Source organism: Polaribacter sp. Z022, from assembly GCF_023555495.1.
In the GTDB taxonomy this organism is placed as follows: Bacteria; Bacteroidota; Bacteroidia; order Flavobacteriales; family Flavobacteriaceae; genus Polaribacter.
Genome location: NZ_JALCZO010000002.1, coordinates 411,100 through 425,995 on the forward strand (window position 1 = coordinate 411,100; position 14,896 = coordinate 425,995).

Genomic DNA, 14,896 nt, shown 5'->3' on the forward strand with positions numbered 1-14,896 from the left:
TTGTTGAGCAATAAAAAATAATAAAGAAGACTTTTAAAAATACACATAATGCCAAAAAGAACGTACCAACCATCAAAGAGAAAGAGAAGAAACAAACATGGTTTCATGGAAAGAATGGCTTCTGCTAATGGTAGAAAAGTATTAGCTCGTAGAAGAGCAAAAGGAAGAAAGAAAATTTCTGTTTCATCTGAAACTAGACATAAAAAATAAATGATTAACAATTTGTTAATATAAGGTGTTGCTTTTTTTAAGTAACACCTTTTTTTATATCCAACCACTAACTATTTTTGTATCACTAAACAACACAACAACTTACAATGCCAAAAAGAGAAGACCTTAAATCAGTTTTAATTATCGGATCTGGACCAATTGTTATTGGGCAAGCTTGTGAATTTGATTATTCTGGTTCACAATCATTAAGATCTTTAAGAGAAGATGGAATCGAAACAATCTTAATTAATTCGAATCCAGCAACAATTATGACAGACCCATCAATGGCTGATCATGTGTATTTGTTGCCATTAACAACAAAGTCTATTATTCAAATTTTAAAAGAACATCCTCAAATTGATGCTGTTTTACCAACAATGGGTGGGCAAACTGCGTTGAACTTATGTATTGAGGCAGATGATAAAGGAATTTGGGAAGATTTTAATGTAAAATTAATAGGTGTAGATATTGACGCTATTAATATTACAGAAGATAGAGAGCAATTTAGAGAATTAATGTTAAAGATTGATGTGCCAATGGCGCCTCAAGCTACAGCAACATCATTCTTAAAAGGAAAAGAAATTGCACAAGAATTCGGATTTCCATTAGTAATTCGTTCTTCATATACTTTAGGTGGGGCAGGAGCTTCAATTGTATATGACCCAAAAGATTTTGACGAATTATTAAGTAGAGGTTTAGAAGCATCACCAATTCATGAGGTGATGATTGATAAAGCAATGATGGGATGGAAAGAGTATGAATTAGAATTGTTAAGAGATAAGAATGATAATGTTGTGATTATCTGTTCTATCGAAAATATGGATCCAATGGGAATTCATACTGGAGATTCTATTACTGTTGCACCTGCTATGACACTTTCTGATACTACTTTTCAGAAAATGCGTGACATGGCTATAAAAATGATGCGTTCTATTGGAGATTTTGAAGGTGGATGTAATGTTCAGTTTGCAGTTTCTCCTGATGAAAAAGAAGATATTATTGCAATTGAAATTAATCCTCGTGTTTCTCGTTCATCTGCATTAGCTTCTAAAGCAACAGGATATCCTATTGCAAAAGTTGCAACAAAATTAGCTATTGGTTATTCTTTAGATGAATTAGAAAACGGAATTACAAAGTCTACTTCTGCTTTATTTGAGCCTACATTAGATTATGTAATTGTAAAAATACCTCGTTGGAATTTTGATAAATTTGAAGGTTCAGATAGAACTTTAGGTTTACAAATGAAGGCTGTTGGAGAAGTAATGGGAATTGGACGTTCTTTTCAAGAAGCATTACACAAAGCAACTCAATCTTTAGAAATCAAGAGAAATGGTTTAGGTGCAGATGGAAAAGGTTATACAGATTATAATCAAATTATAGACAAATTAACCAATGCAAGTTGGGATCGTGTTTTTGCAATTTACGATGCTATAGCAATGGGAATTCCTTTAAGTAAGATTTATGATATCACTAAAATAGATATGTGGTATTTAAAACAATATGAAGAGTTATTCCAATTAGAAAAAGAAATTTCTACATATACTATTGATACTATTGATAGAGAATTGTTGTTAGAAGCTAAACAAAAAGGGTATGGTGATAGGCAAATTGCACACATGCTTAAGTGTTTAGAAAGTGAAGTTTACACTAAAAGAGAAGAGTTAAAGGTTCAGAGAGTTTATAAGTTAGTTGATACTTGTGCTGCAGAATTTACTGCAAAAACGCCTTATTATTACTCAACTTTTGAAAGTGAAATTGAAACTGCAGATGGAGAAATAACTATTGCAAACGAAAGTATAGTTACAGATAAAAAGAAAATTATTGTTTTAGGTTCTGGACCAAACAGAATTGGTCAAGGAATTGAGTTTGATTACTGTTGTGTTCATGGTGTTTTAGCGGCTGCAGAATGTGGTTATGAAACAATTATGATTAACTGTAATCCAGAAACTGTTTCTACGGATTTTGATACTGCAGATAAATTATATTTTGAGCCAGTTTTTTGGGAACATATTTATGATATTATTCGTCATGAAAAACCAGAAGGTGTTATTGTTCAATTAGGAGGGCAAACAGCTTTAAAATTAGCAGAAAAATTAACTAATTACGGAATTAAAATTATTGGTACTTCTTTTGAAGCTTTAGATATTGCTGAAGATAGAGGAAGATTCTCTGCAATGTTAAAAGACAATAAAATTCCTTATCCAGAATTTGGAATCGCAGAAACTGCAGATGAAGCTTTAGCTTTAGCAGATCAATTAGATTTCCCAATTTTAGTAAGACCTTCTTATGTATTAGGAGGACAAGGAATGAAAATTGTAATTAATAAAGAAGAATTGATTAAACATGTAGTTGATTTATTAGGTAGAATGCCAAATAATAAACTATTATTAGATCATTATTTAGATGGTGCAATAGAAGCTGAAGCTGATGCAATTTGTGATGCTGATGGTAATGTTTATATCATCGGAATTATGGAACATATTGAGCCTTGTGGAATTCACTCTGGAGATTCAAATGCAACTTTACCTGCATTTAATTTAGGTGAATTTGTAATGCAACAAATTAAAGACCATACTCATACAATTGCTAGAGAGTTAAAAACTGTAGGTTTAATTAATATTCAGTTTGCAATTAAAGATGATACCGTTTATATAATTGAAGCTAACCCAAGAGCATCAAGAACAGTTCCTTTTATAGCTAAAGCTTACAAAGAACCTTATGTAAACTATGCAACTAAAGTAATGTTAGGAGAAAAGAAAGTAACAGATTTTGCTTTTAACCCTCAATTAGATGGTTTTGCAATTAAGCAACCTGTTTTCTCTTTTAATAAATTTCCAAATGTTAATAAGAAACTAGGACCAGAAATGAAATCTACTGGAGAAAGTATCTTATTTATAGATAGTTTAAAAGATGATGATTTTTATGACTTATATTCAAGAAGAAAAATGTACTTGAGTAAGTAATATAAATTTAATGATAAAAAAAAGCATCCAATTTTGGATGCTTTTTTTTGTGTTAAATATTTTTTTATAATCTATCTTCAATCCAGGTTTTAAAACTATAAAAGTTTTGTGGAGCAACTCCATGTCCAACAGGATATTCAGAATAGACATTTTGTAAACCTAAATTATCTAAAAAAGGTTTAGAATTTCTAGCCCATTCTACTGGTAAAACTTGATCTACAGAACCATGAGAACAATAATAATCGGTTTTTATTTCTTTTGAAAAAGAAGTAGGTAATAAATCTGAATTTATATAACCACTTAAAGCAATTACATTTTGAACTTTGTTTGGATAAAAGAAACTTAAAGAATAGCTTAAAATTGCACCTTGACTAAAACCTAATAAAAATGTTTTTTCAGGGTTTGTATTGTATTTTGTTTTTATTTCATCAATAAAAACTACAATTTTATCAATTGATTCTTTTGCTTGTTCCAAATCAGAAAACTTACCATTAATTTCGTCAAAATTAATAGCATACCAAGCATAGCTACCAAATCCCATAGAATATGGAGCTTGAGCGCTAATAATTAATAATTCATCTGGTAGTTCACTTGCAAACGAAAATAAATCTTGTTCATTACTTCCATACCCATGTAATAATACTAATAAAGGCGGATTTTTAACTTCTTTAACTGGTTGCCTTACTAGGTAGTGTAAATCGCTCATTAAATTTTGGTGTTTTGTAGTTATATGCTTTTAAACCATTCTTGAAATTGGTCTCCTAATAATGGAATGCTTTTTTCTTCACCTTTTACAGCTCCAATAAAACCAATAACCCATAAAACAAAAAGTATTACAGCTATAACCATTCCTATTGTACCTCCAAGAAATTTTGTAATAACATATTGGTTAACTAAGCCTAAACCTACTAAACCTATCATTTGTCTAATATGAAAACTAGCAAAAGAATTTTTCTTGCTACTATTCATAATTAATGCTGCTACAGTACCAATAATAGTTATATAACTAATAATTGCTGTAGTTTTTCCTTCGTTTACTGTTTGATTTTCCATGTATTTAGTTTAATATTAGTTGATTGTTAGCGTAAATTCCATAAGCTTTCCCTTTTAATTTTTTATCTAAAAAAGCACTGTTTTTAGAAGTAGATAAAATATCTTTTTTAGTAAAAACGTATGAATTTTCTGGGTTAAATAAAGTAATTTCTGCTTTATTGTTTTCTATAATTGAGTAATTTTCTAAACCAAATACTGATTTAGGTTTACTTGTTAAGTTTTCTATAAAATCGTTTAGTTCTAAAACAGAATTAATTGCACCAAAAGCGCTTTCAAAACCAATGGTTCCGTCTTTTGCTTCACTAAACTCTAATTTTTTATGTTCAATATCAATTGGGTTGTGATCTGAAGTAATTATATCAATTACACCAGATTTTATTCCTTCTTGCAAGCTTTTTACATCGCTATTTGTTCTTAATGGAGGGTTTATTTTAAAGTTGCTATCAAACCCATGTAATTCATCATCAGAAAGCGTTAAATGATGTGCAGTAACACTACAGGTTACGTTTAATCCTTTCTTTTTTGCTTCTTTTATTAGGGCAACAGATTTTCCTGTAGTTATTGTAGGAATATGTAGTCTTCCTCCAGTATATTCTAATAAAAATAAGTCTCTTGCAATTTGAATTTCTTCTGCTAAAGCAGGATTTCCTTTCAACCCTAATTTTGTGCTATTTACACCTTCGTTTGCAATTCCTTCTCCAGCAATAGAATTGTTTTTAGGAAAACTTAATACTAAGCCATCAAAATTTTGAGCATATAAAAGTGCAATTTTTAATAGATTATCGTTTTCAACAGGTTTGTTGTAATCACCAAAAGCTATTGCTCCAGATTGTTGCATGTCATACAATTCTGCCATTTCTACACCTTTACTTTTTTGCGTTAAAGCAGCAATAGGGTATAAGTTTGTAGCAAAACCATTTGCTTGGTTTAGTAGAAATTCAACAGAAGCTTTATTGTCAATAATTGGGTTAGAGTTTGGGTTAACTGCAACAGTTGTAAAACCGCTTTTAGCAGCAACTTCTAAGCCTTTTTTAATGGTTTCTCTTTCTTCAAAACCTGGTTCTCCAAGAGAAACACTGGTGTCAAACCAACCACAAGAAACGTGTAAATTTTCTAAATTAACAACATTATAATCGTCATTGCTATTAATTGAGTCAGCAATTTCTTGGATAATTCCATTGTGAATTAAAATGTCTTTTTGTTGGTTATGATAAGGGCTTGAAGTGTCTATAATCGTTGCCGATTTTAAAAGCGTAGTCATGGTTTATAGAATTTTAAAATCAAAATTTCTAAAAGCAAAGATACAATTGCCAACGCTAAAAACCATTTCCAAAGCCAATGAACTTCATTTTTTTTGTTGATTTTATTAAAAGTATCTGCAATAGAAGAAGATATAGTAATATTTGAGTTTTCTTTTTTAAGTTCGTTTAAATCTAAAAAGTTTAAAGAACTTTCTTCTTTAGGGTAATTAAAAGCTATTTTTTGAATGGTGTCATTAGCGTTTAAAATATTATAAAATCCAGCTTTTAAGTGTTTTTTATCTAATGTTAAACTTACTTTGCTTTGTGTTTTTTGTTGAAGAGGTATAAAAGTGTACTCTGAATTAGATATTTTTAAAACTTGATCTTTGTTGATTTTTGTGTTTACATCAATTTTATTGTCAGAATTAATTCTGTAAAACAATTGAGAGTGTTTAAAACTTTGTTTTCCGAAATTATAAAACACAGGAACAATTAAAGGTGAATTTGTAAAATTACTGTTCTTTTTATTTAAAGAACTAGAAATCCAATAAATGTTACTTTCTCCTTTTTTTGTTAAATTGATAAATGAACTATTGTCTTCAAAAGAAATTATTTTACTACTTTTTATAGGGGAAATAGGGTAGTGGTTTTTAGTAAAAGGATATTGGAAGTTTGTAACTTTTTTTGAAAAGACATTTGTAAAAAAAGGATGCTTAAAGTTGATGTTTGTAATTTTTAAGCTATCATTTTTTTGGGGTCTTAATTTCCCGATTTTTAATTTTTGAAAAAATGAATTGTAAGATTTTAGGTTTAAATTTTCATTTGGAATAATTGCTAAATCACCTCCATTGTTAGAAAATTCAATTAACCTTTTTGATAAAATTTCAGGAACATTTTTAAGCTCATTTAAAATAATGAGTTGCTGTTTTAAGAGAGAATTATAGTTGATGTTTTGTAGTGTAGAATTTGTAAAATTAAATTCATTTTTAGTGAAGATTTTTGATAAAAAATCTGCCTGATTTCCTATGGTTAAAATATTTGTTTTTTTGTTGTTTTTTATAGTAAAATAAAAAGTGTTGTCAAAAGAAAAAGTATCGCTAAAATTCACTTCAATTTTTCCGTTAAATTCTTCTTGGTTTTGAATTTTGAATTCAATTGTTTTTTCAGAGTCTTTTTTTAAAGAGGAGGTAAGTTTACTTATTAGTTTTGAGTTGTTGTAAATGGCAATAGGAATTTTGTTTTTTAAGTTGCCTTGATTTTTTAAAACTACATTTAGAGTAAAATTGTTAGAACTTGTGTTAGTAATAAAAACACTATCAATAGAAATATTGTTTTTTATAGAAGATTCTAGTTTTATTGCAGAAAAAGGAGGTGTTACATTTGTAAACTTGTTTTTGTAAGTATTCTGAAAATCAGAAATTAATATTGTTTTATTTGAAGCTTTTATTTTATCTGTTGTTTTGTTCTTGAATTTTAACAAAACTGAAGATAAATCTATTTTTTTTGTAGTTTCTTTTAAGTTTAGTAAGATGTTTTTTAACTCACTTTTAGAAATTTTACTGTAAAAATTAGAATTTGTTTGAAGCGAATATACATCTTTTTCTGAAACATTTTCAATAATTTCTTGAGCAGAAATTTGTAGTAAATTACCTTTTTCTCCTTTGGTATTTGTGCTTAGAGAATTGTCTAAATATATAAAATTATGTTGTTTTTCATCTGCTTTTTTATTGCTAAAATAAGGTTGAGAAAATGCAAAAACTATCGCAAAAAATAATAGCAATCTAGAAGCTAAAATTAGCCACTTTTTTAAGCGTGAACTTTTGCGAGTTTGTAGGGTTATTTTTTCTAAAAAAGCAACATTGGTAAAAGCTGTTTTTACAAATTTTTGCAACTGAAATAAATGCACTAAAATCGGAATAATTAGTAGTGATAAAAAGTATAAAACTTCAGGATTTTTAAACTGCATTTATTTTTATATATAAATTTAAAAACACTAATTTATCATAAAAAAAATAAAGAACAATATTGTTGTTAACTACTAATTAAAACTTTTCAAAAACACCCAAACCAAAAAGGGCAAAATCATATTTAACAGGATCGTTTTTATCTAATTTTCTTAAATTAATATCTAATTCAGAAAGTGCTTTCCAATCGTTTTGTTTTCTTAAAAGTAGTTTTAATTTTCTGGCAACATTTCCAGAATGTACATCTAAAGGGCAAGATAAGTTTGCAGGATTGTGAGTTTTCCAAATTCCAAAATCTACACCACTTTTATCATTTCTTACCATCCAACGTAAAAACATATTAATACGTTTTGCAGCAGAGTTTTTTAAAGGATCTGATATATGTTTTTGAGTTCTTGTTTGATGTTCTACTTCAAAAAACACATTTTTTAAGTTATGAATTGCATTTTTGTAAGTTGTTTCTTTATGATTTATTGCTAAAACATTTTCTAAGCCATTATAATTGTAGTATATGTGCTGTAGAGACTTTATAAACTGTTTTAAATCTATTGAATTAAATGTTCTATGTACAAAGCTATCAAAAGTATTTAAATCGGTTTTTTGATGGTTTAAAATGAAATCATGAGGAGAATTATCTAACAATTCCATCATTTTATAAGCATTTTTAATAATCATTTTTCTGTTTCCCCAAGAAATGGTTGCAGTTAAAAAAGCTGCTATTTCTATATCTTCTTTTTTTGAAAATTGATGTGGAATTTGAATAGGATCTGATTCTATAAACTTAGGATTGTTGTATAAAACAACCTTTTCATCTAAAAATTCTTTAAGTTCAGATTTTGTCATTTTAAAATTCTGAGAGTGTTCCTAATAATATAAATAAACCATTATAAGTTCCATGCATTAGCATAGACCATTGCAAACCAAAACGAACTCTAATATAGCCAAAATAACCTCCTAAAAGTAATTGAGGTAAAACTAATATTGGCGATAATATTAATACGTTTTTAGTCATTTCAAAATTAGAAATATGTATAAAACCGAATACTAATGCAAAAAAATAAAAACCAAATTTAAAAGAGTTTGGCTTTTTAAAACTAGTAATAGGTCCTCTAAAAATTAATTCTTCAATAATAGGAACTATAATTGCTCCTAATAATATCATTTGAAAAACCCCCATTCCTTTAAACATTTCTTCCACCTGATGGTTTTCCATGTTAACCCATTGTAATTCGTGTATTAATGCAAAAATAGGAGAGATGATTAAGCCTGTTGCAACAGATATAATAAGAATATGAAAAAATATTTTAAATCGATATTTTAAATCTGTATTTGAATCCTTTTCTAAAATAGGGTTTTTTAAATAAGTAACTAGGTTAAAAAAAGTTTCTTTCATAATTAATGTTTGATGATTAGTTGTTTTAAAACCAAAAATGTTACACATTAAATTATTATTCCATCTTTCATGGTTAGCTTTCTGTCTGCCATATTAGCTAATTCTTCATTGTGTGTAATGATAACAAAAGTTTGTCCAAACTCGTCTCTAAGTTTAAAAAATAGTTCATGTAGATTCTTTGCAGATTCACTATCAAGATTTCCACTTGGTTCATCAGCTAAAATTACTGAAGGGTTATTAATTAAAGCTCTAGCAACAGCTACTCTTTGTTGTTCACCTCCAGAAAGTTCATTGGGTTTATGGTTTATTCTGTGAGACAATCCTAAAAAGGCTAATAATTCTTTGGCTTTTTTTTCAGTTTCATTTTTTGATTTTTTTGCAATAAATGCAGGTATACATACATTTTCTAATGCTGTAAATTCTGGTAGTAATTGATGAAATTGAAAAATAAAACCAATATGATTATTTCTAAAAGAAGATAATTCTTTGTCTGCTAAGTCTTTTAGAGAAATATCATTTAAAGATAATTCGAAGTTTTCTTCTTTAATAGGTTTGTCTAACGTACCTAAAATTTGGAGTAAAGTTGTTTTTCCTGCTCCAGAAGGACCGACAATAGCAACAATTTCGCCTTTTTTTATGTGTAAGTTTACTCCTTTTAAAACCTGTACATCCCCAAAATATTTGTGAATGTTTTTACCAATTATCATATTTATAACTTTGTAACGAATGTATAAAAAAGAAATCAGAAAACACATTACTGTTTTCTGATTTCTAATGAACAAAAAAGTGTTATTATTCTTTAAAAAATACTTTTAAGTTTATTGTAATCAATAAAATAAACAAACCTTACTGAAAAAGTATGTCTTTGAGATTGATCAAATAAATTATCTAAATTTTTAAAGAAACTTTGATTAGAGTTTGTGTCTTCATTAAATATAGAATTTCTATAAAAAGCAATTAATTGGCTTCCTGGAGCAAATTGCCAGATGTAATTTAAATCTAAATTCCAACTATTAAAATTGACATTGTCTCCATTATACGTTAAGTTAGGATCTAAATTTCCTTCTGAATTTAAATTGTAAAAACCGTTATAATTTACTGAACCCCAATAATGTCTAAAACTTAAAGATAGAGAAGAATTTGTACTAAAATTATATTTTCCAGAAACTGTATTTGTGTAACTTTTTCTGTCTCTCATTCCAAAAATAATGTTGGTTCCATCTTCATCTACATAACCTTGATCATCATTCGTTTTGTTAAAGTTCAATCTATATCTTAATGAAAATTGATTTGTAAATCGATAACGTGGAGCAAAACTATAGCCATATCCTTGTTTTGGGTTGTTGCTATAGCTAGTAATGTACCCATTTAAGTTAAGTTCTAATTTTTTTTGCGAATTTGTAGAGATATAGATGTTTGCGTTTTTTCTTTCTGGTTGCATAAAATAAACTCCACTTGTAGTACCTTGTCTAGGTTCAAAGAAATCTTTTTCTCTAGAGCCATAATTAAAGTTAGCTCCGTAAGAAAATCTATTTCTTGTTTGGGCATTATAATTTAAACCTGCATTGTAACCAGTATAAATATCAGAATGATGTTGATAATTTAATTGTTGATAAAAATTAAAATTATATCTATTAAAATTCTTTGTTGGTTGTAAAGTTCTCCAACCTGCACTACTATATAATGTTTGCTGATTGTTGCTAAATAAAATGCCTAAATCATTAGGGTTAAAGTCTTTATTTTCGAAGTTATAACCAACTTCCCAATTCCAATGACCTGAATTATATCCAAAACTATTATCAAAAGTGTAACCAGTATTTGGGTTGTTTACATCATCAGAAATAGTACTCATTTTTACAGAACCATCAGCATTGTATTTACTGTCTTTAGTTTCTAAATGCCAATCTAAAGCAGTAACGTTTGCATCTCTAAATTCTCCAACTCTTGCAACGTTTGTATTTATTAATGAAATTGTTGAGTTTTGGTTGAATTGTTGGTCTAAAACCATAATATTATAATTAGTAAAAGGAGCAATAACTTCTTTTCTAATTTCACCAGTATTTGTGTTTTTTATGGTAGCACTGGTTTTTTCTGTAATAGCATTAAAAAAACCAATTCCTAAACCTCCTTTTGTTCTACCAGATATTTTTACAGCATTTAACATGGTTACTTTATTTGGGTAATCTGTAACTTCTTCATCTGCTCCAAGGTTTCCATAAACATCAAATTGATCTATTGGGTAAGAACCAATTCTTCTAGAATAAAACAATCTACCAATATTAAAAAGTTCTGTTCCTTCTGTAAAAAACTGCCTTTGTTCTGTAAAGCGTTGTTCAAAAGGACCAAGGTTTAAAACTACATCATCAAAACCAACCTGACTAAAATCTGGTATTAAAGTGGCGTCTAATGTAAAGTTTTCTGATAAGCCATATTTTACATCCATTCCAACACTCCAATCAAATTCAGATTCACCTTCAAAAACATTGGTTGTTGCAGAAGCATAAGGATAAAGGTTTAATCTTGTTGATGGTTTAATATCTCTAAAATTAGTAATTAAACCATCATATTGTGTCCATCTACCAACTGAATTATCAATATGCGTCCATGTGTGTTGTTGGTTTAATTTTTCTAACCTTCTATGAAAATTAAAACCCCAAGATTGAATAGGTTGATTGGCAAAACGAATTGCTCTGTATGGAATTTCCATTTCTACATTCCAGCCTTTATCTGTAATTTTTGCTGCACTTTTCCAAACAGCACTCCAATTAAAATCTTCTCTACCGTTAGAAACTTTAGAGTCACCTTGGTTTCCAGTAGATTGTACTACAAATTCAAAAGGGTTTTGCCCATCATCATTTGGGTTTATTGTAACCAAAAAGAAATCTGCAATACTAAAATTATCTCTAGTTGCAAATTCTTGAGGAATTCCTTCTGGGTCTGGATCATTCATTTGTGCAGAAATATAAACTGCATTGTCATCGTAAACAACTTTAACTGTTGTTTGGTATTCTGAAGAAACAAGTTTACCATTATCTGGTCTTAAAATAACAAAGTCTGTACATAATTCAGCATTTTTCCATGCATCATCATTTAAAAGACCATCTATTTTTGGAGCTTTTTTAATTCTGTTAGTTTTAATTGTTTTCCGATTTTCTTTGTTTTGTGCGGTTAGTTGCAATGTAATTATCATTGCAAACAGTAGTAAAATGGTTTTTTTTAACATATAATTTTTGGTTGATTATGTGTAAACACGGTGCTAAAGTATCTATCCTATAGAAGGATAATTCTTAAAATCGTGTTAATTATAAGAAAGACATCATAAAATTTGAAGTGTTACACTCTATGAATGTTAAAAAAATCTTAATGAAAATTTCGAATAATTCAATGTTATTAATTTTTTACTGAAAACTATGCAAGGATTTTAAATTGAATTCGTATTTTTGAATCCGTTAATAAACACTTACAAATGAACTTACACGAATATCAAGGAAAAGAAATTTTAAATAGTTTCGGAGTTAGAATTCAACGAGGAATTGTTGCAAGTACTCCTGCTGAAGCAGTTGATGCTGCAAAAAAACTTACAGAAGAAACTGGTACAGGTTGGCACGTAATTAAAGCTCAAGTACACGCAGGTGGTCGTGGAAAAGGAGGTGGTGTTAAGTTGGCTAAAAACTTAGACGAAGTAAAAAGTATTTCTGATGATATTTTAGGAATGATGTTAATTACACCTCAAACATCTGCAGAAGGAAAATTAGTAAATCAAGTTTTAATTGCAGAAGATGTATATTATCCTGGAGAAAATGAACCAGATGAATACTATATGTCTGTTTTATTAAACAGAGCTACAGGTAAAAATATGATTATGTATTCTACTGAAGGTGGAATGGATATTGAAACTGTTGCAGAAGAAACTCCACATTTAATTTTTACAGAAGAAATTGATCCTTTATTAGGTTTAATGCCATTTCAAGCTCGTAAAGTAGCTTTTAATTTAGGATTATCTGGTGTTGCTTTTAAAGAAATGACAAAATTTGTTACTGCTTTATATACTGCATACATTAAATCTGATTCTTCTATGTTTGAGATTAATCCAGTATTAAAAACATCAGATTCTAAAATTATGGCAGTAGATGCTAAAGTTTCTTTAGATGAAAATGCTTTATATAGACATAAAGATTATGCAGCAATGCGTGATTTAAGAGAAGAAAACCCTATTGAGGTTGAAGCTAAAGCTGCAGGATTAAACTATGTAGATTTAGATGGAAATGTTGGTTGTATGGTAAATGGTGCTGGTTTAGCTATGGGTACTATGGATTTAATTAAAGAATCTGGAGGAGAACCTGCTAACTTTTTAGATGTAGGAGGTACTGCAGATGCAGCAAGAGTTGAAACTGCTTTTGGTATTATTTTAAAAGACCCAGCTGTAAAAGCAATTTTAGTAAATATTTTTGGTGGTATTGTACGTTGTGACAGAGTTGCACAAGGTGTTGTAGATGCTTACAAGAGTATGGGAGATAAAATTACTGTGCCAATTATTTGTAGATTACAAGGTACAAACGCTAAAGAAGCAAAAGAATTGATTGATAATTCTGGTATGGAAATTATTTCTGCTACAGAATTTCAAGAAGCTGCAGATAAAGTTGCTGAAGTTTTAAGTGCTTAATAAGCAATTTAGTTTAAATATATAACGCCTCACAAATTGTGAGGCGTTTTTTGTTTTAAAAATTAAACCTAGGGTTTACTATTGTATTGTACATAGATCCAAAAGAATAGTTTAGACCAAACCTAAAAGAATATTTATAACCAGATTGTGCTTGTTTTTGCGCTAACAATAATTCTTCTAAAGATAAATCTCCACCTGCTAAATTTACTTGGTTATCTGTTATGTCATAACTTCCGTTTAAACTTAACGAAAACCCTTTAAAAAGTCTGAAATTGGTTCCTAAATCAAAAGATAATGCTCTTAAAGAAGTATCATGTAAAAAACTTCTGTAAGAAATTTCACCAGAAAAATTACCCCATTTTTGTTGAATTGCACCACCTAAATTTAAACTATGTTCCCAAAGTAATTCTGTATCTTCATTAAAAATTGTAGTTTCAATATAATTATTGTGAATTGCACCTGCTCTGTAAGAAATAACTAATTGTTTTTTAAATGATTGTTTGTAATCGAAAAAATTATATTCTATAGCTGGTTTAACCCACATTGATAAATTGTAATTTCTGTAAGTAGATTCTTGTGCTCCTCCAAAAAAACCAAGAGACCAATGATTATTTAAGCTAAATACATCTGAAAAATAAAAAGTAGTTGCTTTTTGAATATTTACAATATCACCATCATCTTTTTTAAAGGTCTTTTTGTCTGAACTTCTACTAATCCTTAAAAATATTTTATTTTTTTCAGTAACTCTTTTTGCTGATGTATTGTAGTTTAAATATTTAGTTTGTTTTATTTCTTCTCCTCTAAAATTTCCTCTAAAACCAATATTAAACACCCACTGGTTCCAAGGATCTTTTATATCTTCAATAACAACATTATTATCTTCTTTTTTTAGTTTTACAGAAATAAAATCATCATTTCCACTACGTAACCAAAACTTTACTAAACCTAGTTTTAAATATTCAAAAATTAAATTTCTTACTTCTGCTTTTGTATCATCAGCTTTTGTTGAGAAATTTAAACGATTTCTCATTTTTTTGTATTTGTGTTGACCTTGAAATTCAAACATGTATTTTATACCACCACTTCCATTTTTTTGAGTTCTAACAAGAATATAAACGTCTGCAAATTTTTGATCTCTAACAAAGTTTACATGACTTAAATTTTGTTTTATATAAGCATGGTCACATTTAGAACAATCTAAAGATAACTTTAAATCAGAATTTCTAGATTGAGAAAATGATTGAAAACAAATTAATATAATTAGGCTTAAAAGATACTTTTTCATAAACTTATTTAAGTTGGAATGTTTTATAATGGAATTAAAACAAAGCTTAAAATTAAGTTTCTATGCATTAATAATTAGCAAATGCGTACATAGAAAGTATGTCTGCGTAATTTATATAAAAAGT

Annotated in this window: 12 protein-coding genes; 3 read left to right on the forward strand and 9 right to left on the reverse strand. The window is 28.5% G+C overall.

Annotated elements, in window-relative coordinates; translation table 11 throughout:
• The first annotated feature begins 48 nt into the window (after window positions 1-48).
• On the forward strand, window positions 49-210 hold the full coding sequence (gene rpmH / locus MPF13_RS05595) for a 50S ribosomal protein L34 (protein WP_026775082.1): 162 nt from the start codon (window positions 49-51) through the stop codon (window positions 208-210).
• Window positions 211-317: 107 nt separating this feature from the next.
• Window positions 318-3,173: a carbamoyl-phosphate synthase large subunit gene (gene carB / locus MPF13_RS05600; protein WP_249981348.1), complete on the forward strand. Its 2,856-nt coding sequence runs from the start codon at window positions 318-320 to the stop codon at window positions 3,171-3,173.
• A gap of 64 nt (window positions 3,174-3,237) precedes the next feature.
• Here carB and MPF13_RS05605 read toward each other — a convergent pair whose 3' ends face one another.
• The 8 genes from MPF13_RS05605 to MPF13_RS05640 form a co-directional block, all read right to left on the reverse strand.
• A complete protein-coding gene (locus MPF13_RS05605) occupies window positions 3,238-3,879 on the reverse strand; it encodes an alpha/beta hydrolase (protein ID WP_249981349.1) in 642 nt (213 codons plus the stop codon).
• Between the two features lie 20 nt (window positions 3,880-3,899).
• Window positions 3,900-4,226, reverse strand: coding sequence for a DUF4870 domain-containing protein (locus tag MPF13_RS05610; RefSeq protein ID WP_249981350.1), 327 nt, complete (start codon window positions 4,224-4,226; stop codon window positions 3,900-3,902).
• A gap of 4 nt (window positions 4,227-4,230) precedes the next feature.
• Window positions 4,231-5,487, reverse strand: coding sequence for a dihydroorotase (locus MPF13_RS05615; protein ID WP_249981351.1), 1,257 nt, complete (start codon window positions 5,485-5,487; stop codon window positions 4,231-4,233).
• Window positions 5,484-7,433: a BatA domain-containing protein gene (locus MPF13_RS05620; protein ID WP_249981352.1), complete on the reverse strand. Its 1,950-nt coding sequence runs from the start codon at window positions 7,431-7,433 to the stop codon at window positions 5,484-5,486. The genes MPF13_RS05615 and MPF13_RS05620 overlap by 4 nt, the downstream gene beginning before the upstream one ends.
• A 76-nt stretch (window positions 7,434-7,509) precedes the next feature.
• Window positions 7,510-8,274 carry a TIGR02757 family protein gene (locus MPF13_RS05625; protein WP_249981353.1) on the reverse strand — a complete coding sequence of 255 codons (765 nt, stop codon included), beginning with the start codon at window positions 8,272-8,274 and terminating at the stop codon, window positions 7,510-7,512.
• A 1-nt stretch (window position 8,275) separates the two neighbouring features.
• Window positions 8,276-8,824, reverse strand: a complete 549-nt coding sequence (locus tag MPF13_RS05630) for a CPBP family intramembrane glutamic endopeptidase (protein WP_249981354.1) — start codon at window positions 8,822-8,824, stop codon at window positions 8,276-8,278.
• Window positions 8,825-8,871: 47 nt separating this feature from the next.
• Window positions 8,872-9,531, reverse strand: a complete 660-nt coding sequence (locus MPF13_RS05635; protein WP_249981355.1) for an ABC transporter ATP-binding protein — start codon at window positions 9,529-9,531, stop codon at window positions 8,872-8,874.
• Window positions 9,532-9,623: 92 nt separating this feature from the next.
• Entirely contained in the window at window positions 9,624-12,047 is a 2,424-nt protein-coding gene (locus tag MPF13_RS05640) for a DUF5916 domain-containing protein (protein ID WP_249981356.1), read from the reverse strand.
• 243 nt (window positions 12,048-12,290) lie between these two features.
• On the opposite strand from MPF13_RS05640, the gene sucC reads away from it, so the two are divergent.
• Complete coding sequence (gene sucC / locus MPF13_RS05645) at window positions 12,291-13,487, forward strand: ADP-forming succinate--CoA ligase subunit beta (protein ID WP_249981357.1); 1,197 nt, start codon at window positions 12,291-12,293, stop codon at window positions 13,485-13,487.
• A 55-nt stretch (window positions 13,488-13,542) separates the two neighbouring features.
• Here sucC and MPF13_RS05650 read toward each other — a convergent pair whose 3' ends face one another.
• Window positions 13,543-14,772, reverse strand: a complete 1,230-nt coding sequence (locus MPF13_RS05650) for a hypothetical protein (protein WP_249981358.1) — start codon at window positions 14,770-14,772, stop codon at window positions 13,543-13,545.
• Window positions 14,773-14,896 lie beyond the last annotated feature (124 nt).

Bases quoted from the DNA above. Each gene is read 5' to 3' on its own strand.
- sucC (WP_249981357.1), top strand. From the start codon at position 12,291: ATGAACTTACACGAATATCAAGGAAAAGAAATTTTAAATAGTTTCGGA.
- MPF13_RS05635 (WP_249981355.1), bottom strand. From the start codon at position 9,531: ATGATAATTGGTAAAAACATTCACAAATATTTTGGGGATGTACAGGTT.
- MPF13_RS05640 (WP_249981356.1), bottom strand. From the start codon at position 12,047: ATGTTAAAAAAAACCATTTTACTACTGTTTGCAATGATAATTACATTG.
- MPF13_RS05605 (WP_249981349.1), bottom strand. From the start codon at position 3,879: ATGAGCGATTTACACTACCTAGTAAGGCAACCAGTTAAAGAAGTTAAA.
- carB (WP_249981348.1), top strand. From the start codon at position 318: ATGCCAAAAAGAGAAGACCTTAAATCAGTTTTAATTATCGGATCTGGA.
- MPF13_RS05625 (WP_249981353.1), bottom strand. From the start codon at position 8,274: ATGACAAAATCTGAACTTAAAGAATTTTTAGATGAAAAGGTTGTTTTA.
- MPF13_RS05620 (WP_249981352.1), bottom strand. From the start codon at position 7,433: ATGCAGTTTAAAAATCCTGAAGTTTTATACTTTTTATCACTACTAATT.
- MPF13_RS05610 (WP_249981350.1), bottom strand. From the start codon at position 4,226: ATGGAAAATCAAACAGTAAACGAAGGAAAAACTACAGCAATTATTAGT.
- rpmH (WP_026775082.1), top strand. From the start codon at position 49: ATGCCAAAAAGAACGTACCAACCATCAAAGAGAAAGAGAAGAAACAAA.
- MPF13_RS05630 (WP_249981354.1), bottom strand. From the start codon at position 8,824: ATGAAAGAAACTTTTTTTAACCTAGTTACTTATTTAAAAAACCCTATT.
- MPF13_RS05650 (WP_249981358.1), bottom strand. From the start codon at position 14,772: ATGAAAAAGTATCTTTTAAGCCTAATTATATTAATTTGTTTTCAATCA.
- MPF13_RS05615 (WP_249981351.1), bottom strand. From the start codon at position 5,487: ATGACTACGCTTTTAAAATCGGCAACGATTATAGACACTTCAAGCCCT.